This is a genomic window from Enterobacter sp. BNK-22 (assembly GCF_048684805.1).
Classification (GTDB): domain Bacteria; phylum Pseudomonadota; class Gammaproteobacteria; order Enterobacterales; family Enterobacteriaceae; genus Enterobacter; species Enterobacter quasiroggenkampii.
Map to the genome: position 1 here is coordinate 571,751 of NZ_JBLQTT010000001.1, position 26,340 is coordinate 598,090.

25 protein-coding genes and 1 pseudogene are annotated in these 26,340 nt (G+C 55.6%); 11 read left to right on the plus strand and 15 right to left on the minus strand.

Annotated elements, in window-relative coordinates; all coding sequences use genetic code 11:
• The first annotated feature begins 35 nt into the window (after positions 1 to 35).
• On the plus strand, positions 36 to 929 hold the full coding sequence (locus ACMGGE_RS02560; protein WP_045908145.1) for a LysR family transcriptional regulator: 894 nt from the start codon (positions 36 to 38) through the stop codon (positions 927 to 929).
• Here the strand turns inward: ACMGGE_RS02560 and fumA are convergent.
• Both fumA and ACMGGE_RS02570 read right to left on the minus strand, forming a co-directional pair.
• Positions 918 to 2,567, minus strand: coding sequence for a class I fumarate hydratase FumA (gene fumA, locus ACMGGE_RS02565; protein ID WP_063622025.1), 1,650 nt, complete (start codon positions 2,565 to 2,567; stop codon positions 918 to 920). The genes ACMGGE_RS02560 and fumA overlap by 12 nt on opposite strands.
• A 52-nt stretch (positions 2,568 to 2,619) precedes the next feature.
• The gene (locus ACMGGE_RS02570) at positions 2,620 to 4,128 is read right to left on the minus strand and encodes an anion permease (protein ID WP_008500292.1); all 1,509 of its coding nucleotides are present in this window, start codon (positions 4,126 to 4,128) and stop codon (positions 2,620 to 2,622) included.
• Between the two features lie 608 nt (positions 4,129 to 4,736).
• On the opposite strand from ACMGGE_RS02570, the gene ACMGGE_RS02575 reads away from it, so the two are divergent.
• Both ACMGGE_RS02575 and ACMGGE_RS02580 read left to right on the plus strand, forming a co-directional pair.
• On the plus strand, positions 4,737 to 7,517 hold the full coding sequence (locus ACMGGE_RS02575; RefSeq protein ID WP_069718953.1) for a flavocytochrome c: 2,781 nt from the start codon (positions 4,737 to 4,739) through the stop codon (positions 7,515 to 7,517).
• Positions 7,518 to 7,611: 94 nt separating this feature from the next.
• Positions 7,612 to 8,574, plus strand: a complete 963-nt coding sequence (locus ACMGGE_RS02580; RefSeq protein WP_262820919.1) for an FAD:protein FMN transferase — start codon at positions 7,612 to 7,614, stop codon at positions 8,572 to 8,574.
• Here the strand turns inward: ACMGGE_RS02580 and dcuR are convergent.
• Positions 8,555 to 9,274, minus strand: coding sequence for a two-component system response regulator DcuR (gene dcuR, locus ACMGGE_RS02585; RefSeq protein ID WP_069718955.1), 720 nt, complete (start codon positions 9,272 to 9,274; stop codon positions 8,555 to 8,557). The two genes, ACMGGE_RS02580 and dcuR, sit on opposite strands and share 20 nt — an antisense overlap.
• Positions 9,271 to 10,887 (minus strand): sensor histidine kinase, encoded by a 1,617-nt coding sequence (locus ACMGGE_RS02590; protein ID WP_045908150.1) that lies wholly within the window; start codon positions 10,885 to 10,887, stop codon positions 9,271 to 9,273. Before ACMGGE_RS02590 ends, dcuR begins: the two co-directional genes overlap by 4 nt.
• A gap of 165 nt (positions 10,888 to 11,052) precedes the next feature.
• Between ACMGGE_RS02590 and ACMGGE_RS02595 the strand changes: the two genes are divergently transcribed.
• Positions 11,053 to 11,916, plus strand: a complete 864-nt coding sequence (locus ACMGGE_RS02595; protein ID WP_234083879.1) for an N-acetylmuramic acid 6-phosphate etherase — start codon at positions 11,053 to 11,055, stop codon at positions 11,914 to 11,916.
• Positions 11,917 to 11,973: 57 nt separating this feature from the next.
• Here the strand turns inward: ACMGGE_RS02595 and ompC are convergent, their stop codons facing one another.
• On the minus strand, positions 11,974 to 13,137 hold the full coding sequence (gene ompC / locus ACMGGE_RS02600) for a porin OmpC (protein WP_420293329.1): 1,164 nt from the start codon (positions 13,135 to 13,137) through the stop codon (positions 11,974 to 11,976).
• A 284-nt stretch (positions 13,138 to 13,421) separates the two neighbouring features.
• On the opposite strand from ompC, the gene ACMGGE_RS02605 reads away from it, so the two are divergent.
• The 3 genes from ACMGGE_RS02605 to ACMGGE_RS02615 all read left to right on the plus strand — a co-directional run bounded on the left by ACMGGE_RS02605 (position 13,422) and on the right by ACMGGE_RS02615 (position 16,072).
• Positions 13,422 to 14,123: a phosphohydrolase gene (locus ACMGGE_RS02605; protein WP_048029387.1), complete on the plus strand. Its 702-nt coding sequence runs from the start codon at positions 13,422 to 13,424 to the stop codon at positions 14,121 to 14,123.
• A gap of 61 nt (positions 14,124 to 14,184) precedes the next feature.
• Entirely contained in the window at positions 14,185 to 15,600 is a 1,416-nt protein-coding gene (locus ACMGGE_RS02610) for a DNA cytosine methyltransferase (RefSeq protein WP_262805071.1), read from the plus strand.
• Entirely contained in the window at positions 15,581 to 16,072 is a 492-nt protein-coding gene (locus ACMGGE_RS02615) for a very short patch repair endonuclease (RefSeq protein ID WP_048029388.1), read from the plus strand. Before ACMGGE_RS02610 ends, ACMGGE_RS02615 begins: the two co-directional genes overlap by 20 nt.
• Here the strand turns inward: ACMGGE_RS02615 and yedA are convergent.
• On the minus strand, positions 16,044 to 16,958 hold the full coding sequence (gene yedA / locus ACMGGE_RS02620; RefSeq protein ID WP_045908156.1) for a drug/metabolite exporter YedA: 915 nt from the start codon (positions 16,956 to 16,958) through the stop codon (positions 16,044 to 16,046). The genes ACMGGE_RS02615 and yedA overlap by 29 nt on opposite strands.
• Positions 16,959 to 17,136: 178 nt before the next feature.
• On the opposite strand from yedA, the gene ACMGGE_RS02625 reads away from it, so the two are divergent.
• From ACMGGE_RS02625 to dgcQ, 3 genes are all read left to right on the plus strand, one after another.
• Complete coding sequence (locus ACMGGE_RS02625) at positions 17,137 to 18,048, plus strand: DUF808 domain-containing protein (protein ID WP_008500306.1); 912 nt, start codon at positions 17,137 to 17,139, stop codon at positions 18,046 to 18,048.
• A gap of 78 nt (positions 18,049 to 18,126) precedes the next feature.
• On the plus strand, positions 18,127 to 18,309 hold the full coding sequence (locus tag ACMGGE_RS02630; protein WP_023618677.1) for a YodC family protein: 183 nt from the start codon (positions 18,127 to 18,129) through the stop codon (positions 18,307 to 18,309).
• Positions 18,310 to 18,382: 73 nt separating this feature from the next.
• On the plus strand, positions 18,383 to 20,083 hold the full coding sequence (dgcQ, locus tag ACMGGE_RS02635) for a cellulose biosynthesis regulator diguanylate cyclase DgcQ (RefSeq protein ID WP_048223881.1): 1,701 nt from the start codon (positions 18,383 to 18,385) through the stop codon (positions 20,081 to 20,083).
• Here the strand turns inward: dgcQ and ACMGGE_RS02640 are convergent.
• Together ACMGGE_RS02640 and yodD are read right to left on the minus strand one after the other, a co-directional pair.
• Positions 20,068 to 20,868, minus strand: a complete 801-nt coding sequence (locus ACMGGE_RS02640; RefSeq protein WP_420293330.1) for a mannosyl-3-phosphoglycerate phosphatase-related protein — start codon at positions 20,866 to 20,868, stop codon at positions 20,068 to 20,070. The two genes, dgcQ and ACMGGE_RS02640, sit on opposite strands and share 16 nt — an antisense overlap.
• Before the next feature lie 301 nt (positions 20,869 to 21,169).
• Positions 21,170 to 21,397, minus strand: a complete 228-nt coding sequence (gene yodD, locus ACMGGE_RS02645) for a YodD family peroxide/acid resistance protein (RefSeq protein ID WP_013097742.1) — start codon at positions 21,395 to 21,397, stop codon at positions 21,170 to 21,172.
• A 129-nt stretch (positions 21,398 to 21,526) separates the two neighbouring features.
• Between yodD and dsrB the strand changes: the two genes are divergently transcribed.
• Positions 21,527 to 21,715, plus strand: coding sequence for a protein DsrB (gene dsrB / locus ACMGGE_RS02650; protein WP_008500312.1), 189 nt, complete (start codon positions 21,527 to 21,529; stop codon positions 21,713 to 21,715).
• 102 nt (positions 21,716 to 21,817) lie between these two features.
• Here dsrB and rcsA read toward each other — a convergent pair whose 3' ends face one another.
• From rcsA to fliM, 7 genes and pseudogenes are all read right to left on the minus strand, one after another.
• The gene (gene rcsA, locus ACMGGE_RS02655) at positions 21,818 to 22,441 is read right to left on the minus strand and encodes a transcriptional regulator RcsA (RefSeq protein WP_008500313.1); all 624 of its coding nucleotides are present in this window, start codon (positions 22,439 to 22,441) and stop codon (positions 21,818 to 21,820) included.
• 287 nt (positions 22,442 to 22,728) lie between these two features.
• Positions 22,729 to 23,521, minus strand: a pseudogene (gene fliR / locus ACMGGE_RS02660) (flagellar biosynthetic protein FliR); the annotation flags it as partial.
• A gap of 7 nt (positions 23,522 to 23,528) precedes the next feature.
• A complete protein-coding gene (gene fliQ / locus ACMGGE_RS02665) occupies positions 23,529 to 23,798 on the minus strand; it encodes a flagellar biosynthesis protein FliQ (protein ID WP_008500315.1) in 270 nt (89 codons plus the stop codon).
• Between the two features lie 9 nt (positions 23,799 to 23,807).
• On the minus strand, positions 23,808 to 24,545 hold the full coding sequence (gene fliP / locus ACMGGE_RS02670; protein ID WP_008500316.1) for a flagellar type III secretion system pore protein FliP: 738 nt from the start codon (positions 24,543 to 24,545) through the stop codon (positions 23,808 to 23,810).
• Entirely contained in the window at positions 24,545 to 24,919 is a 375-nt protein-coding gene (fliO, locus tag ACMGGE_RS02675) for a flagellar biosynthetic protein FliO (protein WP_028016024.1), read from the minus strand. Before fliO ends, fliP begins: the two co-directional genes overlap by 1 nt.
• A 2-nt stretch (positions 24,920 to 24,921) precedes the next feature.
• A complete protein-coding gene (gene fliN / locus ACMGGE_RS02680) occupies positions 24,922 to 25,335 on the minus strand; it encodes a flagellar motor switch protein FliN (RefSeq protein WP_008500318.1) in 414 nt (137 codons plus the stop codon).
• Entirely contained in the window at positions 25,332 to 26,336 is a 1,005-nt protein-coding gene (gene fliM, locus ACMGGE_RS02685) for a flagellar motor switch protein FliM (RefSeq protein ID WP_008500320.1), read from the minus strand. The genes fliN and fliM overlap by 4 nt, the downstream gene beginning before the upstream one ends.
• Between the last annotated feature and the right edge of the window lie 4 nt (positions 26,337 to 26,340).

Sequence of the window (26,340 nt, forward strand, 5' to 3'; positions counted from 1 at the left end):
GGGAAAATCCCCCCAAAAAACAGAAGGAGCGTAGCGTGGCGGGACTGATTTACTCTTTTGCACAGCTCGAGGCATTTACCGCCGTGGCCGAGAACGGGAGCCTGAGTAAAGCCGCGGTGGCGCTGAAGAAGGACCGAACGACGCTTCGCGATCTGGTTGATTTTCTTGAGGATGGGTTAGGCTACGCGCTGTTTATTCGCGACGGCCGCACCCTGCGGCTCACGCCCGAAGGGGAACAGCTTCAGCGCCAGGCGCACCTGCTGATGCGGCAGGTAAAAGCCTTTGAGGCGTTTGCCAGAGAGGTGCCGCACGGTGCCACGCAGGACCTGACGCTGGTCTACGATCCTTTTACGCCCAGAGCCTTTCTGCACGGGGTGATTGCTGAAATGGCGGTGCGAAAAATCCGCCTGAGCCTTATTTGCGCCTCGCGGGATGAATCGGAACGGCTGCTGGCGAACAACGACGCGGATCTCGCCATATGCCAGGCACGCAACCGCAGCGTGGGCAATGATATGGAATGGCGCGCCCTGGGTGCCATTGATATGGATTTTTATGCCGCCAGCGGGCTGTTTGCTGATCGTTCTTCGCCTCTGTCGCTGCTCGATCTCTCCCTGGTGCCCCAGGTCATCATGCACCCCGCCTCGGACGAGCCGGTGGCGCGCCGCCTGCAGATTTCCGGGCATACCCTCTTTACCAATGAACCGGAGATGCTGCGCGGTTTGCTGGAGCGCGGCTGCGGCTGGGGATTCTTACCGACGCATTTTCACGCCGGGCAGTGGCAAAACGTAAAAAGGCTGCACACCGAAGTGGGCAGCCAGGGGATTGGTCAGACGATGGTCACCATCTGGAAGCCGGGGAGCGACAAGCGCAGCACGATCGCTGAAACGCTGTCGCTCTTGCCGGACGTATGGAAGCACTCAGCGCTGTGAACAGCCTTTACACTGCTGGTTCTGGATCTGCTGGAAGAAATCGTTGCCTTTGTCATCCACCAGGATAAACGCCGGGAAGTTCTCGACTTCAATTTTCCAGATGGCCTCCATTCCCAGCTCAGGATACGCGACGCACTCCAGGCTCTTAATGCTGTTTTGCGCCAGCACCGCCGCCGGGCCGCCGATGCTGCCCAGGTAGAAGCCGCCGTGCTTATGGCAGGCGTCCGTCACCTGCTGGCTGCGGTTGCCTTTTGCCAGCATGATCATGCTCGCGCCGTGGGACTGCAGTAAGTCCACATACGAATCCATGCGCCCTGCGGTGGTTGGACCGAGTGAGCCAGACGCGTAGCCTTCCGGCGTTTTGGCCGGGCCCGCGTAGTAAATCGGATGATCTTTGACGTACTGCGGCAGTTCTTCACCGTTGTCGATCAGCTCTTTCAGCTTCGCGTGGGCGATGTCGCGCGCCACGATGATGGTTCCGTTCAGCGACAGGCGGGTAGAGACCGGGTGCGCGGAAAGCTGCGCCAGGATCTCATTCATCGGCTTGTTCAGGTTGATGCTGACCACGTCGCCTTCGCCCTGCTGGCGCAGCGATTCAGGAATGTACTGGCCCGGGTTGTGCTCCAGCTTCTCAATCCAGATCCCGTCGCGGTTGATTTTCGCTTTGATGTTGCGGTCCGCGGAGCAGGAAACCCCCATGCCAATAGGGCAGGACGCGCCGTGGCGCGGCAGGCGGATCACGCGGATGTCGTGGGCGAAGTATTTACCGCCAAACTGCGCGCCGAGGCCGAGGTTCTGTGCTTCCTGGAGCAGCTCCTGTTCCAGCTGAACATCGCGGAACGCCTGGCCGTGTTCGTTGCCTTCCGTTGGCAGCGCGTCGTAGTAGCGCGTGGAAGCCAGCTTCACGGTTTTCAGCGTGGCTTCCGCCGAGGTTCCGCCGATAACAAAGGCAATGTGGTACGGCGGGCAGGCTGCCGTCCCCAGGGTACGCATCTTCTCAACCAGGTAATTTTTCAGCTTCGCCGGGGTGATCAGCGCTTTGGTTTCCTGGTAGAGATAGGTTTTGTTGGCAGAGCCGCCGCCTTTCGCCATGCACAGGAATTTGTATTCATCGCCGTCCACGCTGTAGAGATCGATCTGCGCGGGCAGGTTGGTACCGGTATTCACCTCTTTATACATATCCAGCGCCGCATTCTGGGAGTAGCGCAGGTTGTCTTCAATGTAGGTGTTATACACGCCCTGGCTCAGGGCCGCTTCGTCACCGCCGCCGGTCCAGACGCGCTGGCCTTTTTTACCCATGATGATCGCGGTGCCGGTATCCTGGCAGGTCGGCAGCACGCCTTTGGCCGCGATTTCGGAGTTGCGCAGGAACTGCAGGGCAACGTACTTATCGTTCTGGCTGGCTTCCGGGTCGTTGAGGATGGCGGCAACCTGCTGCTGGTGGGAAGGACGCAGCATAAATGCGGCGTCGTGGAAGGCCTGCTGCGCCAGCAGGGTCAGCGCTTCCGGCTCCACTTTCAGGATTTCCTGGCCTTCGAACTCGGCAACGGAGACGTGCTCTTTGGTCAGCAGGTAGTATTCGGTGTCGTCATGCGAAAGAGGGAAGGGGTTCTGGTAGATAAACGGTTTGTTTGACATAGCTTGCTCCACAAAAATAAAACCGCCGGAGGAAGGCCCCGGCGGTCAGAAATCAGAACATCATGGACATCCACGGATAGCCAATCAGCAGCAGGGCCGCCAGGAAGATGGCACCGAAGATGGTGCCGAGGCGCCAGTAGTCTTTGGTTGGCAGGTAGCCGCTACCGTAGTAGATCGGGCTTGGGCCAGTACCGTACGGGGTGATGATCCCCATCACGCCCAGCGAGGTCACCATCAGCAGAACGAACACTTCCATATTCATGCCCGGAATGGTGGAGGCGATGGTCAGCATCGCTGGCAGCAGCGCCGTGGTGTGCGCGGTGGTGCTGGCAAACAGGTAGTGCAGCAGGTAGAACGCCAGCAGCAGGACGATGGTCGCCACGCCCGGAGAGATACCGCTCATTAACAGACCACCTTCTTTACCCAGCCAGCTGATGAAGCCGGTAGAGGAGAGGCCGTCCGCCAGCGCAACCAGGGTGGCGAACCAGACGAAGGTGTTCCACGCCGCTTTGTTACCGGTGATATCGTTCCACTCCAGCACGCCGGTCCACAGCATCAGGCCGACGATAAGCAGGGCAGCCATAGCGGGTTCAATCCACGCGGCGGCGAAGATCCACATCAGCAGCGCACAGCACACGAACACCAGCAGCAGAATTTCATTGCGGGACAGTTTGCCCAGTTTTTCCAGCTCACGGGTCGCCCACAGCGGCACTTCGTTGTTCACCTTCACTTCTGGCGGGTAGAACCAGTAGGCCAGCAGCGGCATGGCCAGAATCAGCAGGATACCCAGCGGCAGGAAGGCGAGGAACCAGGTGCCCCAGGAGATATCGATCCCAACCGTACTTTTCACCAGCGCCAGCGCCAGCAGGTTCGGCGCGAGGGCGGAGAGGAACATTGAACTGGTGATACAGGCCGCGGTGATCGCCACCCACATCAGGTACGAACCAATTTTACGCGCGCTTGGGTCGTTCGGTTTAGAACCGTACAGCGGCGGCAGGTTAGCGATAATCGGGTAGATGGTCCCGCCGCTGCGCGCGGTGTTGGACGGGGTGAACGGTGCCAGCAGCAGGTCAGCAAACGTAATCGCGTAACCGAGCGTCAGGCTGCGACGGCCGAGGTATTTCACCAGAATCAGCGCCAGACGGCGGCCGAAGCGGGTTTTGTCATAGCCTGCGGCGAACATGAAGGCACCGAAAATCAGCCAGACGGTCGAGTTACCAAACCCGCTCACCGCCCACTTAAAGGAGGCGCCTGCCAGCTTGAATTTCGGATCAGCCAGCTGTTCAGGACTGAACAGCACCCACTGGCTGCACAGGGCAATGGCGACCACGCCGGTCAGACCGATCACCGCACCCGGCAGCGGTTCGAAGATCAAACCGACGATCACGCCAACGAAGATAGCGAAATAGTGCCATGCGTAAGGAGGCAGACCTTCCGGTACCGGAACAAACAGCAGCAGTACGGCGACGATGACGGGCAGTGCCATCATCAGCAGACGTTTTGCGTTTCCATTTGATGCCTGGTTCGCCACAGGGGGCGTTACAGCAGTTTTTGTATTCATAGTTTCACGTCTTAAGTTGTCAAAGATTCGGTCGTACTGAAAAAACAAAATCACTTTCTTAAGTTTCTTTGCTTTTTTTAGTTATTAAAGGTGCGGTTTTGTATTTTCAGTAATAGCAATTTAACGCTTTTATGGTGGCGCTAAATTAAAAAATGATGATGTTTTTATATTGCGCTTTTGGATGCCATAACTATTGATCGCGATCAAAAAAACAGAATTGCAGCGTTATTTTTATGCTTTTATTAATAACCACTCAGGCGTATGTGGGTATTACCTTTTTTATTGGTTTGTTTTATCATTTTCGTAACATCTATTTTTTCTTTGTTCTATATCTTGTTGTTTTTAATGGTTTTGCATGTGTGATGGAAATTGGTTTAACCAATTTTTATTTAACGAATTTTAAATTATTGTGAATGACTGAATTACATTCGCTAACACCAATGTGTTATTTGTGTTATTGCAGGGATTAAATAGTTTTTTAACTAACGTAATAACTTTAGAAACTAAAAAAATCATTATATTAATATCATGACATCGGCAAATAACGACGAACTAAAAACTAATCCGATAACGAATTCTTAATTTTTTAAAAGTTTGGAGTTTCTAATATGAGCACTAACGAACGTATTCTTAGCCCCTTCACATTACCGAATGGCACTGAACTGAAAAACCGTTTGTTAATGGCCCCTATGACCACCTGCACCGGCTATTACGACGGCACCGTTACCAGTGAACTGGTGGAGTACTATCGTGCCCGTTCCGGCAGTATCGGCACCATCATTGTGGAGTGCTGCTTCGTCGACGATCTCGGTCTGGCTTTCCCGGGCGCAATCGGGATTGATAATGATGAGAAAATTGCCGGGCTGGCGAAAATCGCGGAGGCGATCAAATCCAAAGGCTCTAAGGCTCTGCTGCAGATCTACCATGGCGGCCGCATGGTTGACCCGAAACTGATCGGTGGCCGTACGCCGGTTGGCCCAAGCGCCGTTGCCGCGCCGCGTGAGGGCGCAGCAACGCCAGTGGCACTGACTGGCGAAGAAGTCGAAGGCATGATCGGCAAGTTTGGTGAAGCGGTGCGCCGCGCCATCCAGGCCGGCTTCGACGGCGTGGAAATCCACGGGGCAAACACCTATCTGATTCAGCAATTCTATTCGCCAAACTCTAACCAGCGTGACGACGAGTGGGGCGGCAGCCGCGATAATCGCGCGAAGTTCCCGCTGGCGGTTCTGGATATCACCCACAAAATGGTGCGCCAGTACGCGGACGACGCCTTTATTATTGGCTACCGCTTCTCCCCCGAAGAGCTGGAAGTGCCGGGCATCCGCTTTGAAGACACCATGTACCTGCTGGAAAAACTGGCGGCGCGCGGCGTGGATTACCTGCACTTTTCCGTCGGCGCGACCCTGCGTCCTTCCATTGTCGACACCCAGGACCCAACGCCGCTTATCGAAAAATACTGCGCGATGCGTTCTGAAACGCTGGCGCAGGTTCCGGTCATGGGCGTGGGTGGCGTGGTGAATGCCGCCGATGCCAATGAAGCGCTGGAACACGGTTACGACCTGATTGCCGTTGGCCGTGCCACCATTGCCTATCCGGACTGGACCGACCGCATCGCGGCCGGGGAAACGCTGGAGCTGTTTATGGACAGCACCCAGCGCGAGGCGCTGAACATTCCTGAACCGCTGTGGCGCTTCTCGCTGGTGGAAGCGATGATCCGCGACATGAGCATGGGCGAATCAAAATTCAAACCGGGCATGTTCACCGAGAAAGTGCAGGACGACGCGAACGAGCTGGTGATTAACGTCAGCCTGGAGACTGACCGCATTGCGGATATCGAGCTTGCGTCTGGCCCAAGCGAAGACGTTGAGTTCGTCACCAGCTTTGAAGAGATCCGCACCCGCATTCTGGATGCCAATACCCCGCACGTGGATGCCATCACCGGCGCAACCAGCCAGAGTGAAGCGGTGAAGAAAGCGGTCTCTAAAGCGATGCTGAAATCCAGCAAAGCGCGGGCAGCGGAAGAGGGCGTTGACCCGAACGAAACCCGCAGCGTGGACGTGGTGGTTGTCGGCAGCGGCGGCGCCGGTCTGGCGGCGGCGATTCAGGCTCACGACGAAGGCGCGAGCGTGCTGATTGTTGAGAAAATGCCAACCATCGGCGGGAATACCATTAAAGCCTCTGCCGGGATGAACGCCGCTGAAACCCGCTTCCAGCGCGTGAAGGGCATTCAGGACAGCAAAGAGCTGTTCTACCAGGAAAGCCTGAAAGGTGGCGGCAACAAGAACAACCCTGAACTGCTGCGCCGCTTCGTCGAGAACGCGCCGCAGGCAATTGAGTGGCTGGCAACCCGCGGCATCATGCTGAACGACATCACCACCACTGGCGGGATGAGCATCGACCGTACTCACCGTCCAAAAGACGGTTCTGCGGTGGGCGGTTACCTGATTAGCGGCCTGGTGCGTAACGTCAACAAACGCAATATCGAGGTGATGCTGGATACTTCCGTCAGCGACATCCTCTTCGAAAACGGTGAAGTCACCGGCGTGCGCCTGACCACCGAAGAGAATGAAACCATCACCGTGGCAGCGAAAAGCGTGATTGTGGCAACGGGCGGCTTCAGCGCTAACAGCCAGATGGTCGTGAAATACCGTCCGGATCTGGAAGGTTTCGTCACCACCAACCATAAAGGGGCGACCGGTGGCGGTATCGCGCTGCTGGAGCGCATCGGGGCTGGCACTGTCGATATGGGCGAGATTCAAATTCACCCGACCGTAGAGCAGAAAACCTCGTACCTGATTTCCGAATCCATCCGCGGGGGCGGGGCGATTCTGGTCAATCAGAAAGGGGAACGCTTCTACAACGAAATGTCGACCCGCGATAAAGTCTCGGCGTCAATCATCGCCCTGCCGGAGAAATACGCTTACATCGTCTTTGACGAGCATGTACGCGCCAAAAACAAAGCCGCGGATGAGTACATTGCCAAAGGCTTCGTGACCAGCGCCAGCTCGCCGAAAGCCCTGGCGGAAGCGCTCGGCATGGATTACCACGCTTTCCTGGCGACCCTGGAACGTTACAACGGTTTCGTTGAAAAACAGCATGATGACGACTTTGGTCGTACCACCGCGCTGCGTGCGCCCATCAATGAAGGGCCATTCTACGCCATTCAGATTGCGCCGGGCGTGCACCACACCATGGGCGGCGTGACCATCAACACCGAAACCTGCGTGCTGGATAGCAACCACAACGTGCTGCCAGGCGCGTTTGCAGCCGGTGAAGTGGTCGGCGGGATCCACGGTGCTAACCGTATCGGCGGTAACGCGGTGGCAGATATCATTATTTTTGGTACCCTTGCAGGACATCAGGCGGCTCTGCGTTCGAAAAAGAGGTGAGGCTCCTGCTTCCCAGGCCGGATACGCGCAGCGATATCCGGCATTTTCCCCGGCGGCGCGGTGCCAGCCGGGGCTACAGCTGAGGACTCCTGCCATGCCTGATAGCCATCGCGTTTACAGTTACTCCGCCGTCCTGATGGGGTCACCCATCCTCCTGAAGCTCTTCTCCCATGACGAAGCCCTCGCGTCCCGCGTGTTTCGCCTGATCAAACAGTATGAAGACCTGCTCACCGTCAACCGCGCGCACTCGCAGGTGATGGACATCAACCATGCGGCCGGCCAGCATCCGGTCACCGTCAGTCGGCCAGTGTTTGATCTGATCCGCTGTGCAAAAGCGGCAAGCCTCCTCAAGGACAGCGCCTTTAATCTGGCAATCGGTCCGCTGGTGAAGCGCTGGAAGATTGGTTTTCAGGGGGACAGCGTTCCGCCTGCCGATGAAATCACGTCGCTGTTGGCAATTACCCGCCCAGAGGATGTTCTCCTTGATGAGGCCAGCAGCAGCGTGTTTCTGACCCGGGCGGGGATGGAGATCGATCTGGGGGCGATTGCCAAAGGCTATATCGCCGACAGGGTGCGGGATTACCTGCGTAAAGAGGGCGCTGAGCTGGGGCTGATTAACCTTGGCGGAAACATTCAGACCTTAGGCTCCCCGGAAGGGGGCTGGAGCGTTGGGCTGAAAAAACCGTTCGCCGGGGATGCGCTGATCGGCACGATGGTCGTCGAGAACCTCTCCGTCGTGACGTCGGGAACGTACGAGCGCTACTTTGAGCACAACGGCAAACGCTATCACCACATTCTCGATCCGCGCACCGGGTATCCGCTGGACAACGAACTGGACAGCGTGACCATCATTTCAAAAGATTCCATCGATGGCGATATCTGGACCACGCTGATGTACGGCATGGGCGTGGAGAAGGGCTGCGCCGCGCTGCGTGCGCGTCCAGACATAGAAGCGATCTTTGTGACCAAAACAAAAGAAGTGGTGTTCTCTTCAGCACACCACTTCCGCTTTACCCTGCTGGACGATACCTACCGCGTTACTGACAGTATTGCTTGAGCAGGCCCGTCTGCTCCGGCTGGAGACGGTAGCGATACACCGGACGCCCGGTGGCGCCGTAGTGAATGCTGGTGAACAGAATATTGATTTGCGCCAGCCAGATCAGATATTTGCGGCAGGACACGCGGGAAATATTGACCGCGTTTGCCAGGTCATCGGTAGAAAACTCTGTCTCCGGGTGTGCGTCAATCCACTGGCAAATCGTGCGCAGCGTTTGCGGCGTTAACCCTTTCGGCAGCTTTTTGCTGTCTGCCAGTTCCGGTGCCCCGCCGTGGATCAGACGGTCGACGTCCGCCTGCTCGTAATACTGATGCGACCCCATCAGGCTGTGCTTTGCCTTCCAGCCGTTCAACGCCTCTTCAAAGCGCGGGAACTGGAACGGCTTAATCAGATAATCCACCACGCCATAATGGATGGAGGTCTGGATCGTGGCGGCGTCGGCGGCCGAGGTGATCATGATCACATCGATTTGGCGGCCGGATGCGCGAATGACGGGCAGCAGATCCAGCCCGTTATCCTGCTGCATATAGACATCCAGCAGCACCAGATCGACAGGATGGCTGGGGTCATTAATGATGGCCTCGGCCTGGTTTAGCGTGGAGGCGACGCCACAGCAGGTAAAGCCTTCAACACGGTTGACGTACAGACGGTTGAGGTCGGCCACCATGGCGTCATCATCGACAATTAACACATTTATCACGCGATATTCCTCTCGCTATCCCAGGGGATGTGAACAAAAAATTGGGTAAATACGCCGGGCTCAGACTCGACGGTGATATCGCCGCCAAGGTTCTGAATCTGCTGGCGAGCAAGGAACAGCCCAACGCCGCGGTTGTCGCCTTTTGTTGAGAAGCCCTTTGTAAAAATAGACTCCAGCTGAGTGGGATCAATGCCGGGGCCATCGTCGCTGACTTCACAGCTGAGCCAGCCATTTTGATAATGCAGCAGCAGGCCAATCTCACCTTCCTGCTGTCCTTCCATCGCGTCGAGCGCGTTTTCAATGAGGTTGCCCAGCGCGGTGATCAGCACCGCGACCTGCTCTTCACTTGCGGTATCCGGTATCTGGCTTTCATCCGCCAGCGTCAGGGTGACGCCCGCTTCTTTCGCCCGGTTGATTTTACCCAGCAGGAACCCGGCTACCACCGGGGATTTTACCTTGCTCTGTATCGTACCGATATCCGTCTGGTAATGATGTGCCGTCTGCAGGATGTACTCTTCCAGCTTGTCGTAGCGCTTCATGTGCAGCAGGCCCAGGATCACATGCAGTTTATTCATAAACTCGTGTGTATGGGCGCGCAGGGCATCGACGTAATTCACCATGCCATCAATACGCTGCATCAGCTGGCTGATTTCCGTTTTATCACGGAAGGTGGTGATGGCGCCGATCACCCGATCCTGACTTTTCACCGGGACCATGTTGCACAGCAATAGCCGACCGTTGCAGCTGATCTCCTGATCCTGGCGCGCGACGCCCGTCTTCGAGACGTCACGCAGGCTGGCCAGCAGGGGGGCGCTGGTGTTTTCGGTCTGCTTGCCGGACGGGAGAAGCAATATTTCTCTGGCGGTCTGATTGATCATCGTCACGCGCCCGTGAATATCAACGGCCAGCACCCCCTCACGAAGCGACTGCAGCATCGCCTGGCGTTGTTCGAACAGGGCGGAAATTTCGTAGGGTTCGAGTCCGAACAGGATGCGTTTCAGGACCCGCACCAGACCCCAAATCGCCATCGAACTCATAAAAATGCTGAACAAAATGGTCCAGACGGCGTTTAGCCGCCCGCGGGTAATCTGCTCTTCCACCTTATTCAGGGAGATACCGACCACTACCACGCCAATCTGCTCGTGCTGGCCGTCGTAGACGGGGGTAAATACGCGCAGCGCTTCGGCGAGCGCGCCCCGGTTAACCGATACGTTCTCTTTGCCTTCCAGCGCGGGCGTTAAATCGTCGCCGATAAAATGCAGCCCCAGCAGCGCCTCATTCGGGTGAGAATAGCGGATCCCGCGCATATCGGTGACCACGGTGAACAGCAGATCGTTTCGTTTCGTCACCGCCTGGGCGATGGGCTGAATAATATTCTCCTGCGGCGCCTGCATCAGGCCGCGCTGTATCTCGGGGCTGTCGGCGAGGGTGCGGGCAATGCCGAGCGCGGTGTCTTTGACATCATCGCGTGTGGCGCGGGTGATTTGCACCGAATAGAGCGCAAAGACCACCAGCAGCACTGAACCGATAATCGCGCATACCATCAGCGTGACCAGCGTATTGAGTTTCATGGGGCGCTTGCGCGTCGGAAGGAAAGGCTGCAAATCGCTCATCAATACTCCGCGATGATTAAGTAAGGGGGTAATTATCGCCGATGACGCGCTTTTCTTAAAGCCATGTAAAGGCGTGGATTTGGTCCTCTTTTCGTGACCCTCCTCGCAGGTCATCTATATAAAACACTTTATAGTGTGTGGGTACTCATAATAAGGAGGCTGTTTATGAGCATTCTGCTTACCGGTTCGGTCAAGGAAAGACGGCACGCCAGCACGATGAATATCGATCGATTGTCCACGCTGGACATGCTGAAAGTCATTCACCAGGATGATGCACTCATTTCTGCTGCACTCACCCCTTGTTTACCTGTAATTGCCCGAGCGGTGGATAACGCTGCCGCGATCCTCAATCATGGTGGCCGTCTGGTGATTGTCGGGGCGGGACCGTCTGGTCGGGTCGCGCAACAGGTTGCCGATGACTATGCGCCGGGCAAAACCCCCGTGGTGGCCGTCACGGCAGAAGAGGGGGAAGGGAGCTACGAGCGCGGCGTTGCCGATCTGCAGGCCATTAAGTTTGGTGAACACGATATGATGCTGGCCGTGACCGTCAGCGGAAAAACACCGTGGGTGTGGGGGGCAATGCGCCATGCATGGTCGCTGGGGGCGCCGGTCGCCGTCATTACCGGTGATGCGCAAAGTGAAGCCGCGCAGCTGGCGAGTATGGTTATTGCTCCCGAACTGGGTGCCGATGTGGTGGCCGGCTATCTCAACACCAAAGCGGGGATTGCGCAGAAAATGATCCTCTCGATGATCGCTACCGGGCTGGCCGTTCGAACCGGACGCGTTTACAGCAACCTGCGGGTGGATCTCGAGGCAAGCAGTACCAAATGGGCCGAACGCCAAATCGCCATTGTGATGGAAGCAGGGGGATGCTCCCGGGCGGAGGCAAAAGCCGCGCTGGAGAGCTGTAACCATCACTGTAAAACGGCGGTATTGATGGTGCTGACAGGGCTGGATGCGTGGAAAGCCCATGAACTGCTGGCGCAGAATAACGGGTTCATCCGCGTGGCGCTGCAGGAAGCGCCATAACACAGACCGCGAAGAAATAAAAAAGGCCGCAGATGCGGCCTTTGGTATTTTTAAAGATTAGAACTGGTAGGTCATGCCGACGCCAACGATGTCGTCGGTGGAAATACCGTTGGCTTCGTAGAAGCTTTCATCGTTATCCAGCATGTTGATTTTGTAGTCAACATAGGTGGAGAAGTTCTTGTTGAAGCTGTAGGTCATATCCAGGTCAATGTAGTTAACCAGGTCCATATCTCCATGCTGACCCTGAGGGTTGCTGGCGTTGCCTGGATAGGTCATGTCCTTGCCCTTAGAGTAAACCCATGCCAGGGATGGACGCAGGCCGAAGTCGAACTGGTACTGTGCTACCGCTTCGAAGTTCTGAGTCTGATCCGCGATACCATAATCACCATATGGCGTCATGTTGCGGGTTTCAGCGTACATCATTGCCAGATAGACGTTGTTGGCGTCGTATTTCGCGCCAAGGGTCCACGCTTCAGCTGTTTTACCGCTCGCATAACGCGCGCTGTATTTGCCTGCCGCTTCCTGTTCATTAGTACGATCAGAAGAAGAGTACGCCGCACCCAGGCTCAGGCCTGAGAGATCGCCAGAGAAGTCATAGGAGGTAGACATACCGAAGCCGTCGCCGTTCTGGAAGCGTACGTCTTTATGACCGTTTTTCGTGCCTTCCTGGTCTTCTTGAGCATACTGATATTCATTCGCACCCTGATACTGCAGCGCGAAATTCAGACCTTCAACCAGACCGAAGAAATCGCTATTACGGTAGGTTGCCAGACCGTTGGCACGGCCATTCATAAAGTTATCGGTCCAGGTGTAAGAATCACCGCCAAATACCGGCAGCATATCGGTCCAGGCTTCAACGTCGTACACGACGCCGTAATTACGGCCATAATCAAATGAACCGTATTCGCCATATTTCAGGCCAGCGTAGGCCAGACGGTTAAAGGATTTGTCACCCGCGCCTTCGGTATCGTTAGCGAACGTTTTATATTCCCACTGACCGTAACCCACCAGATCGCGAGTAATCTGGGTTTCGCCTTTGAAACCAACCTGTACATAGGTTTCATCGCCATCATCACCAGGGTTGTCAGAGAAGGTATGACGCGCGTCAACCTTACCGTACAGGTCAACTTTGTTGCCATTTTTGTTATACATTTCAGCCGCATTCGCTGCGCCTGCCATTAATAACGCGGGTACCAGAAATGCCAGAACTTTTCTTTTCATTATATATTCCCTTTAAAGATAATTTATATGAATATATGTAATCACCCTCCGTAATTACAGGCTCGATACTATTCTATGGCTTGTGATTTAGTTTCAAAAATAAATGTAATTAAATTCGATGAAATATTTCAAATTATTTCTATTAATCTCTTTATTTTTCTTGTGAATTATTGGGGTGGATTTATAAGGAGTAATTATTATTAAATATTTCGCAGCGCTATTTTTAAATTCATTTAATTTGGCTATGTTATAATTCACCTTCTTTTAAACAACAGGACATGATGATGGAACTGGCCCGGTGGCAGCATGGCTTTGAGCGCTGGCTCAAGGAAAATCACCAGAACGACGATACTGCACATGATATTTCGCATTTTCGTCGGGTGTGGATGACGGCGCAAAAAATCATGGTTCACCACACGGCCGAGCCGCGGGTGATTCTGACCGCCTGCTATTTTCACGATATTGTCAGCCTGCCGAAGAACCATCCTGAACGCAGCCAGTCGTCACGGCTCGCTGCTCGCAAGACGAGCGAGATACTGCGCCGCGACTTCCCGGACTTTCCGCCCGAGCATATTGCCGCCGTCGCGCACGCGATTGAGGCGCATAGCTTCAGCGCCGGCATTGCGCCGCAAAGTATAGAAGCCAAAATTGTGCAGGACGCTGACCGGCTGGAAGCGTTAGGCGCTATCGGCCTGGCGCGCGTTTTTGCCGTCTCGGGCGCACTGGGCGTGCCGCTATTTGACGCGGACGATCCCTTTGCCGATGCGCGTCCCCTCGACGACCGCGCGTTTGCCCTCGACCATTTTCAGACCAAGCTGCTGCGTTTGCCTGATACAATGCAAACGGACATGGGCCGCGAACTGGCACGTCACAATGCCGATTTCCTGATCCAGTTTATGGCGAAACTCAGCGCCGAATTACACGGCGACTGCCTCGGGCTGGATAGCCAGGTGCTGAGCCGCTTCCGTCGCAGTTTGCGCAACTGAACTGTGGTAATCTGTTCCCAGTCTTTACTCTCCGGTTAAAAGAATGCAGGAAAATCGATCAGTGACAGAGCCCGCGCCCGCGCAGGGTGAGAAATCAACGGCAACGGTGCAGGCCTTACTGCGCCAGCTGTTGGATATCTATGATGCTAAAACGCTGGCCAGCCTGCTGGTGGCGCACGGCGAGAGCCACTGGAGCCCGGCGATCCTTAAACGTCTGCTGACCAGCGAGCGAGCAGGGCGTCGCCTGAGTGAAGGCGAGTTTCGTTATCTGCAAAATCTGCTTCCGCGTCCTTCTGCCGCGCACCCGAACTATGCCTTCCGGTTTATCGATCTGTTTGCCGGTATCGGCGGCATTCGTCACGGTTTTGAAGCCATCGGTGGACAGTGCGTGTTTACCAGCGAGTGGAACAAGCACGCCGTGCGTACCTACAAGGCAAACTGGTACTGCGATCCGCACGAGCATCATTTCAACGCGGATATCCGCGATGTGACCCTGAGCCATAAAAGCGGCGTGAGCGATGAACAGGCCGCCGAGCACATTCGTCAGACGATCCCGGCGCATGACGTGCTGCTGGCAGGCTTCCCGTGTCAGCCTTTCTCGCTGGCCGGCGTCTCCAAAAAGAATGCCCTTGGACGCGCCCACGGTTTTGCCTGCGATACGCAGGGAACGTTGTTTTTTGACGTGGCGCGTATTATTGACGCCCGTCGTCCGGCCATTTTCGTACTGGAAAACGTCAAAAACTTAAAAAGCCACGACGGCGGGAAAACCTTCCGCATTATCATGCAAACGCTGGATGAGCTGGGTTATGACGTGGCCGATTCAGAGGACATGGGCGCGGACGATCCTAAAATTATTGATGGGAAACATTTCCTGCCCCAGCATCGCGAACGTATCGTGCTGGTGGGCTTCCGCCGCGATCTCAATCTGAAAGGCGATTTTACTCTGCGGGATATTCCTTCTCTGTATCCCGAGCGCCGCCCCACCGTGGCCGATCTGCTGGAACCCGTCGTCGACGCGAAATTTATCCTGACCCCTGTGCTGTGGAAATACCTCTACCGCTATGCCAAGAAGCACCAGGCGAAAGGCAACGGCTTCGGCTTTGGGATGGTCAACCCGAACGATCCGCACAGCGTCACCCGCACGCTGTCTGCTCGCTACTATAAAGACGGCGCGGAAATCCTGATCGACAGAGGCTGGGACAAGGCGCTGGGTGAAAAAGATTTCGACGATCCGCACAACCAGCGCCATCGCCCACGGCGCTTAACGCCGCGCGAATGCGCCCGGCTGATGGGCTTTGAGACGCCGCAGGGTTATCGCTTCCGCATTCCTGTGTCGGATACCCAGGCGTACCGTCAGTTTGGTAACTCGGTGGTGGTTCCCGCGTTCGCGGCTGTCGCAAAGCTGCTGGCCTCGCGCATCCGACAGGCGGTGGCACTTCGTCAGGGTGAGGCCGTCAATGACGGATGTTCACGATAAGGCGACGCGCAGTAAAAACATGCGTGCCATCGGCACGCGTGACACCGCCATTGAAAAGCGCCTGGCCGCGCTGCTGACGCAGGCGGGGTTTGACTTCCGCGTGCAGGATCCCACCCTGGCGGGACGCCCGGATTTCGTCATCGACGCCTGGCAGTGCATCATCTTTACCCATGGCTGTTTCTGGCACCATCACGACTGCTACCTCTTCAAAGTCCCGGCGACGCGCACCGATTTCTGGCTGGATAAGATTGGTAAGAACGTCGAGCGCGACAGGCGGGATCTGGCCACGCTGATGGCGCAGGGCTGGCGGGTGCTGATCGTCTGGGAGTGTGCGCTGAGAGGCAGATTAAAGCTGAACGATGCCGATCTGAGCGAACGGCTGGAAGAGTGGATCTGCGGCGGCGGCCAGACCGCGCAGATCGACACGCAGGGCATTCACCTGCTTACGGTTTCTCCACCTCGCAAGGCGTGACCACCGGTTTTGCCGGCAGCAGATATTTGCCCAGCGTGACCAGCACGACGGCAAACACGATGATCCCAAGAGCAATCCATTCCACAGGTGAGAGCGTTTCTCCCCCCAGTCCCGTTCCGAGCAGCACGGCCACGACCGGGTTGACGTAGGCGTAGCTGGTGGCGACAGCCGGAGAGACATTGCGGATCAGGAACATATAGGCGTTAATGGCGATGATAGAGCCAAACAGCGCCAGGTAGCCAACCGCCAGAAAGCCCGACAGCGGCGGCAGGGTCGTCAGCGTTTCTCCCGTCAGCGCGGAAGCCAGCAGCAGGACAATCCCCGCGGCAAGCATCTCAATCGCACCGGCCATCATGCCGGTCGGCAGTTCGATACGCGACCCGTAGACGGAACCCAACGCCCAGCTCATCGAGCCAATCAGGATAATCACCGCGCCCCACGGATTCCCGCTCAGGTTGCCGCCGCTGTTGAGCAGAACAATGCCGGCCAGGCCAATCCCAATCCCCAGCCATTCCAGCTTGCGGGTGCGGATGCCGAAAAGGCGGCTAAAGCAGAGGGTAAACAGCGGTACGGTGGCAACGACCACGGCGGCGATCCCGGACGGGACGTTCTGGTGCTCGGCAATCGTCACAAACCCGTTACCCACCGCCAGCAGCAGCAGGCCGATCAGGGCGGCATTCAGCATCGGGCGTAGCGGGGGAAGCTTATGCCCGCGCAGGAGCAGGAAGGCCAGCAGCAGGATGCCCGCCGAGAGGAAGCGAATGCCCGCCATCATCAGCGGCGGCCAGCTCTCCACGCCGATGCGAATGACAAAGTAGGTTGACCCCCAGATGATGTACAGCGAAAAGAGTGCCCCGATGAGCGGTAGCAATTGCCGGAAACGCATAATCCCTCACGACGAAATAAAAAGTTCGCTGATAGTAAACGCGAAAACTATCTCGCTGGCGAGCCCTTTAATTGTGTGGCAGATGTGAATTTTTTGTTGACGTAAGGTGCCTGTTTCCGGGTTGGCGCTTTTGCTCCATACTATTCACTTAATTACCAAAAAATGAAGGATTAAGATTTTGGCAGGAAGTAGCTTATTAACATTGCTGGATGATATTGCCACCTTACTGGACGACATTTCAGTGATGGGGAAACTGGCGGCGAAGAAAACCGCAGGCGTGCTGGGCGATGATTTATCGCTTAACGCCCAGCAGGTGAGTGGGGTGAGGGCAAACCGTGAACTGCCGGTGGTGTGGGGCGTGGCGAAAGGCTCCTTCCTGAACAAGGTGATTCTGGTGCCGCTGGCGCTGCTGATCAGCGCGTTTATTCCCTGGGCCATCACGCCGTTACTGATGATTGGCGGGGCATTTCTCTGCTTCGAGGGCGTGGAGAAGGTGCTGCACTCCTTTAGCGCGCGCAAGCAGAGCGATACGCCGGAGGTGCGCCAGCAGCGTCTTGAAGCGCTGGCCGCGCAGGATCCGAAAACCTTCGAGCGCGATAAGGTCAAAGGTGCTATTCGGACCGACTTTATCCTGTCTGCGGAAATCGTCGCGATTACGCTGGGCATTGTCTCTGACGCGCCGCTCCTGAATCAGGTCCTGATCCTCTCCGGCATCGCGATTCTGGTCACCGTGGGCGTGTATGGTCTGGTGGGGCTGATCGTCAAGCTGGACGATATTGGCTACTGGCTGGAGGAAAAATCGAGCGCGGTAGCAAGAGGCATCGGCAAAAGCCTGCTGGTGCTGGCCCCGTGGCTGATGAAGAGTTTGTCGGTGGTGGGCACGCTGGCGATGTTCCTCGTGGGCGGCGGAATTGTGGTTCACGGCATTGCGCCGCTGCACCATGCCATCGAACATTTCTCCTCCACGCAGGGGGCCGTTATCGCGGCGATTCTGCCTACGCTGCTGAATCTTGTGCTGGGCTTTATCATTGGCGCTATCGTCGTCGCGGCGGTGAAGCTGGTTGAGAAAATTCGCGGCACGTCGCACTAATTGTTACCCGCGGCAGGATGCAAAAAGACCATTCCTCGTCTAAATTGAAACAGTTTCACCCTGATACAGGAGGCAGGTATGGTCTTTTTGGTCAGTGATGAAGTTAAGCCTAAGAAGGGCGGCCCACGTATGATCGTCACCGGGTATTCCAGCGGAATGGTGGAATGTCGGTGGCACGATGGCTATAGCATCAAGCGGGAAGCATTCCGTGAAGATGAGCTTCAGCCGGGTGACGGGCAGCACCAGCGGGACAAGGCTTAATCACATAACGCCCGGCTTTGCCGGGCGTTTTTATCTCAGGTTTCGGGTAAAGAGCAGTAATCAGGGAGTGTGTGTGCAGCGCGATACCTTTGTTGTAAGACAAACTTTTTTGCAATGGCTGCATAAGCGTAGCAATCCGGGGCGGATTGTTAATCTCTGTTTTCTGATCGTTCTGGTGTTTTCCACGCTCCTGACCTGGCGTGAGGTGGTGGTGCTGGAAGAGGCGTACATCTCCAGCCAGCGCAACCATCTGGATACGGTGGCCAGTTCGCTGGACAGGCAGTTACAGAACAGCGTCGACAGGATGCTGTTGTTCCGCCAGGGCATGCATGATGCAATCGAGACGCCGCTGGCCTTTGATGTCTTACAGGATGCGGTGTCACGCTTTAATACCGTCCGCATGCTCCCCACCTGGCAGCTTGCCGTTGATAAAAAGCGCACGCTTCCCCTTAACGGGGTCTCGGATGCATTCGTGGATAAAACCACCCTTCTGAACCGGGACGCTGAGCGCATCAGTCATGAAATTTCTGCCGCACTCGAAGTGGGGTATCTGCTCAGGCTGGCGTCATCAAGAGCACAAACAGAAGCGCGTGTGATCTACGTCTCTCGCGCCGGTTTTTTCCTTTCCACGGATACGCCGGATCGGGCGGGCGATATTACCGCCCGCTATTATCATCTGGTCACGCAGTCCTGGTTTACCCAGCAGTCAGAACGTAACAATCGCGCGCGCGCCGTACGCTGGTTTATCTCTACCCCTTCATCCTGGACCGAGGATGAACGAACGATCACCGCCAGCGTCCCCATCTATTTCGATCACTACTGGTACGGCGTCGTGGCGATGGACTTTACCTTAGACACGATGCAGCGTCTGCTGTCCGACGCGACGGAAGACCGGACGGAAGGGGAGTATCAGCTGTACGATACGCGGCTCAATATGATTGCCACCTCTGCCCACGCGGGAACCCTGGTTAACCATTTTGACGAACGCGAAACGGCGCAGATTGCCCAGGCGATTGAGCATGATACCGGCGGCGGGATCCGCCTCGGGAGCCGATTTATCACCTGGGAGCGGCTCGATCACTTCGATGGCGTCGTCCTGCGGATCCACACCCTGCATGAAGGGGTGCAGGATGATTTCGGCAGTATCAGTATCGTGCTGGCGCTGCTGTGGGCACTCTTTACCGCCATGCTGTTGATCTCGTGGCTGGTGATCCGTCGGATGGTGAGTAACATGTATACGCTTCAGCACTCCCTCCAGTGGCAGGCCTGGCACGATCCGCTGACCCGATTGAATAATCGCGGCGCGCTGTTCGACCGCGCCAAATTGCTGGCGGAAACCTGCCGCCAGCAGGCGCTGCCGTTCTCGGTGATTCAGATCGATCTCGACCATTTTAAAAGCATTAACGACCGTTTCGGCCATCAGGCCGGTGATAAGGTGCTTTCCCATACGGCAGGCGTGATTGCCAGCGCGTTACGCAAGAATGATGTGGCCGGGCGCGTCGGCGGAGAAGAGTTTTGTGTAGTCCTTCCCGGCATTGGTCTGGAGGAGGCGAGAGGCGTCGCTGACCGCATTCGTTGCCGAATCACCAGTAAGGAGATCCTGGTGAAGAAGAGCACCACCCTGCGCATCAGCGCGTCGCTGGGCGTCAGCAGCGCGGATGAAACGGGCAACTACGATTTTGAACAGCTGCAGTCCGTGGCGGACGTCAGACTCTATCAGGCTAAGCAGAGCGGGCGTAACCGGGTCGTGTGGCGGGATCAGGACAGGAAGTGATCCAGCCCCTCCTGCCAGCCTGACGGGCCGGTCTGTTGGGTGTGATAGACCCGCTCGGGGTTATCGTCCCGTAGCGTGATGCCCTGGCGGTTAATCCCCTTGATGACCACCGCGAAGTCCATGCTGTCGAGCAGCGGCGCATCGTTAGGGCCATCGCCGAGCCCCAGCGTGGTGGGCTCGATCTCGTCCTGCTCGCGATACTGTTCAATCAGCCAGCTAACCGCCACGTCTTTACCGCAGCGGGCGTCGAGAATATGCCAGAAGCGCGCCCCCTGCACACACTTGAGGCCGATGTGCGCCAGCTGCTCTTCAAACTGGACCAATTTCTCGTCGGTATCGCGCCAGATGAGCGTGACGGAGGCTTCATGCTTGCGGGCAAGCGTCGAACGGTAGCGCGTCAGTCCGGTCCACTCGCTGATAATGTACTCATCCACATCGTCAAAGGTGGTGAATTTAAAGCCCGTCTGCAGACGAATCTGCTCGATTCGCGGGCGAATATCCCGGTGCGTCATCCCCCGGATCTGACGCTGGACCTTGTCCCAGCGCACGTCAGGCTGAATGACCGCGCCGTTCTCGGCAATAAACGGCAGGCCTTCCAGCCCCAGATCCTGCTGAATATCCAGCATCTCTGCCGCGGTTTTGCTGCTGCAGAGAATAATCGGAATCTGGTTATCCTGTAGCCTGTCCAGCCAGGGCATTGCGGGGTGCCAGTCGTAGGTATGAATATCCAGCAACGCGCCATCCAGGTCAGAAAAAATCAGCAAGGTATCCCGCAGTGAAGGCATAGTGACTCCCGATGACGGTTGCGTTTCCCTCTAAGAAAATTCCTAAAAAATAACCGAATTGTTAACAGATGAAATGGGAACAATCCCTGGCAAACCCGCATTCAGAGTAAGTTATTGCTCATAACGAAAAGCATTATGTTAAAAATATTATATTCATCATAAGAATATATGCTTGTCAGACAAATTCGTTGGGGATAGTGTGGCTTGTACATCAGATTTCCTGGTGTAACGAATTTTCAAGTGCTTCTTGCATAAGCAAGTTTTGATCCCGGTCATCCCCATGACCGGGATTTTTTTCGCCCTAACGATTGGCTTCTGACACGCTAAAGTCGTGAATATCGAGCTCGAAGGCCTCCGCCAGCTCACGATAGGTGTGATAATCCCTTCCGTTAACAATGACGCGGTCCGAATTGTCGTCCGTCCTGCGGACTTCTGACTCGCTAATCTCATTGATGGCGGCCAGCAGGGCATCGACATCCACCTCGACTTCGCGCTTGATGGTGTCGCTGTACTCTTTATCGGTCTTCATTGCGGGGTTCCTCATTCAGCCGGGTCCATCGCTAAGTATAGACTGTAGATAAAAACGCCATTCACACCGGGCGGCGATGTGCGATTTTGCGTTTTGTTCTACACTGGCTCAAAACCAGAGGAGGAATGTATGAAGGTCAACGATCGGGTAACCGTTAAAACGGACGGTGGGCCGCGCCGCCCGGGTGTGGTGCTGGCAATTGAAGAGTTTAGCGAAGGGACAATGTACCTGGTATCACTGGAAGACTACCCGCTCGGCATTTGGTTTTTTAACGAACTGGGGCATCCGGACGGTATTTTTGTTGAGAAAGCAGACTAACACGGCGTCGGGTAGCACATCGCGTGCCCGACACCCTCTGCAGAAGCAAAAATCTCTGGCCAGGCCAGAGATCAAAGGTAGGGTGCACAGGGTCTTAAGCGACTAACGCATGTTGACGAAAATCCCGTTCGTCACATTATCGGTCAGGCGTACCACGTGGTAGATCACTTGCTTATTATGCGTTTTAATTTTCCGTTTAATATTTCCTTTGTGTGATGAAACGGTTTTCGCTTTAATATTCATCTGGTCGGAGATCTGAATAGTTCCTTGTCCCGCCATCCACATTCGCAGCATACTTGATTCAGTCCTGCTTAATGATAGGGTGGGTAAGTTAACCGCTCCTACATTTTTAACTTCTTTATTCAAATAATCACCCAAAATGTCATCCAGCGACTCGGGTTTAATCGATTTAGAACTGATCAATAAATTTTTACGGACCAACAAATACTCATCGAAATGGATATTCGCGATCGCCATAAAAACAATAAACAGGGTTTTTGGATGCTGATTAATGATTTGCTTAATGTGCTGACTGTTGGCTGGATCGTGAATGAAACAGTCCTCATTAATAAACACCACGCCTGGTTTTAGTTCGTCACAAGCGGCTGCGAGTTCGTCAACGGTGTGTGCATCGTTGATGTCTCTCTTTCTTACCCCTCTGCTTGCCAGGTACCCGGTTAACCCTAGCCGGGTGTAGCTGCATAAATCCATAATGATCGTTGACATGGCATACCCTCACTCAATGCGTAACGATAATTCACCATCTGCCTGAGAGCTCAAAACAGCCATACGGGATGGAAAAAAATAATAAACCTGTGAGCATGACAAAGACTTTCAGGCGGACTCACTATCCCGTAAAGTTACGTATAATTTGCCAGGAATCTTCTTAAAGTAAAGTAAATATTAAGTATTGTGAGGTGGTTAGAAACAATTAAACCGCGTCAGATATATCCTGGAAGATGTTTTTCGCGTTTTATTTTAGGAATATCCTCAGAAAGACAGTAGCAACAGTGAGGTCTATTATTTACGAGGCAGTTCGCTGACAATATCCGCTAACAGGTTGAATATCTCGCCGAATAAATGTTCACAGAAGGGAGCGATAAGTGGCATCAGTAATGACATTAATAAAATTCCGACCGTCAGCGTCAACGGAAAACCAATGACAAACACCGAAAGCTGCGGCGCCATTCGGTTCAGTAAACCTAATGCCAGGTTGACGGTCAGCAGCAGGGTGATGATCGGCAGCGCCAGCATCAGCCCGTTCAGGAAGATCAGCCCCGCGGCGCGGGTGAGCGCCAGGAAAGCGTTGCTGTTTACTGGGTTTTCGCCAATCGGCAGCGTATGGAACGTGTCCACCAGCATGGAGATAAGCCACAGATGGCCGTTGAACGACAGGAACAGCAGCATGGCGAGCAGATCGATAATGCGCGCCAGCACGGGCATGTTGAGATGACTGCCGGGATCGACAAACGTGGCAAACGATAACCCCATCTGCAGGCCAATCAGTTCCCCCGCGGTACGCACGGCGGCAAAAGCGAGCTGCATGGTAAAGCCGACGGCAACGCCAATCATCACCTGCTGCAGGGCGACCCACACCGCATTTGCCGAGAAGATCGGAATATTCACGGGAGGGAGAGACGGTGCGACGATAATGGAGATGATAATCCCCAGCCCCACTTTGACACGCTTGGGTATCGATTTCTCGCTGAGAATGGGGGCGGTGGAGATCAGCGCCATGATGCGCAGCATCGGCCAGAAGTAGACGCCGAGCCACTGAACCCACTGGTCGCTGGTGAAGTGCAGCATCGTCAGGTCAGCCGATGATGTACGGCAGATTGGTAAACAGGTTGCGCATATAGTCCAGCAGCAGGTTCAGCATCCACGGTCCGGCCACGATAATCGCCACGAACACGGCGATGATTTTCGGGATGAACGACAGCGTCATTTCGTTAATCTGCGTGGCGGCCTGCAGAATACTGATAATCAGACCGGTAACCAGCGCGACAAGCAGCAGCGGAGCGGCAACGGCAATCGCGATTTTCATCGCCTCCGTGCCCATCATCATGACCGATTCGGGTGTCATTGCCGTTCCTTAACTGTAGAAACTCTGCGCCAGCGAGCTGACCAAAAGCTGCCAGCCGTCGACCAGCACAAAGAGCATGATCTTAAAGGGCAGGGCGATGGTCGCGGGCGGCACCATCATCATCCCGAGCGCCATCAGGACGCTGGCGATCACCAGGTCGATAATCAGGAACGGGATAAAGATGGTAAAGCCGATCTGGAACGCGGTTTTCAGCTCGCTGGTCACATAGGCGGGCAGCAGAATACGCATGGGTACCGCTTCTGGTCCTTGCAGCTCGCCGGTGTTGGACAGGCGGGCAAAGAGGGCCAAATCCGCTTCGCGCGTCTGGCGCAGCATAAATTCCCGCAGCGGCTGCGCGCCTTTATCCAGCGCTTCCTGCATGGAGATTTTATCTTCGCTGAACGGCTGATAGGCGTCGGTGTAAATCTTATCGATCACCGGCGACATAATGAAAAAGGTCAAAAACAGCGCCAGTCCGAGCAGAACCTGGTTTGGCGGAGCGGAAGGGGTGCCGAGCGCGTTTCGCAGCAGACCAAAAACGATGATGATGCGGGTGAAGCTGGTCATCATCAGCAGGATAGCCGGAATAAACGTCAGCGAGGTGATGAACACCAGCGTCTGCACCGGAAGCGACCAGCTTTGGCCGCCGCCTGCGAGAGGGGTTGACACCAGACCGGGCAGTTGCGCATAGACCGCGGGAGCAAACAGGCCAACGCCCGCAAGCGTCAGGGATAACAAACGGCGCATCAGGATCTCCCGGAACGCTTAAGCAAACTCTTCATCACGGACTGGAAATCCGCAGGGGCCTCTGCACGCTCGTCCACCACAGCAGGGGCGGGCGGCAGCTTATGTAATACGCTGATGTTTGACGCCGTGACGCCCAGAACCAGACGCGCATCGTCCACCTCGACGATGACCACGCGTTCACGTGGTCCCAGGGTGGTGCTGGCGCTGACCTTCAGCCCGCGGGCGCCGGCGGTTTTCCCCGCCAGGCCAAAGCGCTTCGCCAGCCAGGCGGCGATAAGAATAAAGGCAATAATACCGAACAACGCCCCGCTCACCTGGAGCAGAGGTGAGCCGGGAACGGCAGAAGGTTGCGATAGTGTTGCCTGGGTTTTCATGCTTAACGGCTCAGACGACGCATACGTTCAGACGGGGTAATGATGTCGGTGATACGTACGCCGTATTTATCGGCTACCACCACCACTTCACCCTGAGCAATCAGATAGCCGTTGATCAGAATATCCAGCGGCTCGCCGGCCAGGCCGTCAAGGGCCACCACGGAACCCTGCGTCAGGCGCAGCAGCTCTTTAATGGTCATACGGGTGCGTCCCAGTTCAACGGTCAGCTTAACCGGGATATCCATAATCAGGTCGATGTCCTGCAGCGTGCCGCTGACATCACCGCCGCCTAGCTGCTGGAATACGGCATCCGCTGCGCTTTTGGCCGGGGTCGCTTTTTGCTCGTTTAACGCGTCAGCCCACAGATCGTCCAGTGCTCCGCTGTTTTCATCGGACGGATTGTTCATGTCACTCATTTGGGCTGTTCCTCATTCAGCGAATTCAAAATCGGGTTGATCAAGTGCTCAACGCGTAACGCATACTGACCGTTAATCGTGCCGTACTGGCTTGTCAGCACGGGGACACCATCCACATGGGCAATAATGCGGTCGGGTTTTTCTATCGGCAAAACATCACCGGGTTGTAATTTCAGGATCTGAGATAACCGCAGCGGGATATCGGCGAAGCTCGCCACCAGCTCAAGCTGCGAATGCTGGACCTGGCGGACCAGGTTTTCACGCCAGTTCTGGTCTTCGTTGCGGGAGTTCTCCAGCGGCGGGTTAACCAGCAGCTCGCGCAGCGGTTCGATCATGCTGAACGGCAGGCAGATGTTGAACTCGCCGGTCAGGTTACCGATCTCCACGTGGAACGGGGTGTTAACGACGATATCGTTCGGGGAGGTGGTGATATTGGTAAATTTCACCTGCATCTCAGAACGGACGTACTCCACTTCCAGAGGGTTAATCGCTTTCCACGCGTCGCTGTAAGACTCCAGCGCCAGCTTCAGCATGCGGTTAATGACGCGCTGTTCGGTGTGGGTGAATTCTCGACCTTCTACTTTGGTCGGGAAACGCCCGTCGCCGCCGAACAGGTTATCCACCGCAATGAACACCAGGCTTGGGGAAAACACCACCAGACCGGTGCCGCGCAGCGGCTTCAGATGAATCAGGTTAAGGTTGGTTGGCACCGGCAGGTTGCGGGCAAACTCATGATACGGCTGAATGCGGATCGCACCGACCGTGATATCCGGGCTACGACGCAGCAGGTTAAACAGCCCCATACGGAACTGACGTGCAAAACGTTCGTTAATGATCTCCAGCGCCTGCAGACGTTCACGTACCACGCGACGCTGGGTATTCGGGTCATAGGGACGAATATCGCTATCGCCGCCGATACCCGGTTGCGGATCATCACTTTTATCGCTGTCGCCGTTGAGCAGCGCATCGATTTCTGCCTGAGAAAGAATACTGTCGCCCATGTCG

Coding starts and splice junctions, on each gene's coding strand:
- ACMGGE_RS02570 (WP_008500292.1), bottom strand. CDS start 4,128: ATGAATACAAAAACTGCTGTAACGCCCCCTGTGGCGAACCAGGCATCA.
- rcsA (WP_008500313.1), bottom strand. CDS start 22,441: ATGTCAACGATCATTATGGATTTATGCAGCTACACCCGGCTAGGGTTA.
- ACMGGE_RS02615 (WP_048029388.1), top strand. CDS start 15,581: ATGACGGATGTTCACGATAAGGCGACGCGCAGTAAAAACATGCGTGCC.
- yodD (WP_013097742.1), bottom strand. CDS start 21,397: ATGAAGACCGATAAAGAGTACAGCGACACCATCAAGCGCGAAGTCGAG.
- fliP (WP_008500316.1), bottom strand. CDS start 24,545: ATGCGCCGTTTGTTATCCCTGACGCTTGCGGGCGTTGGCCTGTTTGCT.
- ACMGGE_RS02595 (WP_234083879.1), top strand. CDS start 11,053: ATGAGCATTCTGCTTACCGGTTCGGTCAAGGAAAGACGGCACGCCAGC.
- ACMGGE_RS02575 (WP_069718953.1), top strand. CDS start 4,737: ATGAGCACTAACGAACGTATTCTTAGCCCCTTCACATTACCGAATGGC.
- fliN (WP_008500318.1), bottom strand. CDS start 25,335: ATGAGTGACATGAACAATCCGTCCGATGAAAACAGCGGAGCACTGGAC.
- ACMGGE_RS02580 (WP_262820919.1), top strand. CDS start 7,612: ATGCCTGATAGCCATCGCGTTTACAGTTACTCCGCCGTCCTGATGGGG.
- fliM (WP_008500320.1), bottom strand. CDS start 26,336: ATGGGCGACAGTATTCTTTCTCAGGCAGAAATCGATGCGCTGCTCAAC.
- ACMGGE_RS02590 (WP_045908150.1), bottom strand. CDS start 10,887: ATGAGCGATTTGCAGCCTTTCCTTCCGACGCGCAAGCGCCCCATGAAA.
- fliO (WP_028016024.1), bottom strand. CDS start 24,919: ATGAAAACCCAGGCAACACTATCGCAACCTTCTGCCGTTCCCGGCTCA.
- fumA (WP_063622025.1), bottom strand. CDS start 2,567: ATGTCAAACAAACCGTTTATCTACCAGAACCCCTTCCCTCTTTCGCAT.
- ACMGGE_RS02630 (WP_023618677.1), top strand. CDS start 18,127: ATGGTCTTTTTGGTCAGTGATGAAGTTAAGCCTAAGAAGGGCGGCCCA.
- dsrB (WP_008500312.1), top strand. CDS start 21,527: ATGAAGGTCAACGATCGGGTAACCGTTAAAACGGACGGTGGGCCGCGC.
- yedA (WP_045908156.1), bottom strand. CDS start 16,958: ATGCGTTTCCGGCAATTGCTACCGCTCATCGGGGCACTCTTTTCGCTG.
- ACMGGE_RS02640 (WP_420293330.1), bottom strand. CDS start 20,868: ATGCCTTCACTGCGGGATACCTTGCTGATTTTTTCTGACCTGGATGGC.
- fliQ (WP_008500315.1), bottom strand. CDS start 23,798: ATGACACCCGAATCGGTCATGATGATGGGCACGGAGGCGATGAAAATC.
- ACMGGE_RS02605 (WP_048029387.1), top strand. CDS start 13,422: ATGGAACTGGCCCGGTGGCAGCATGGCTTTGAGCGCTGGCTCAAGGAA.
- ompC (WP_420293329.1), bottom strand. CDS start 13,137: ATGAAAAGAAAAGTTCTGGCATTTCTGGTACCCGCGTTATTAATGGCA.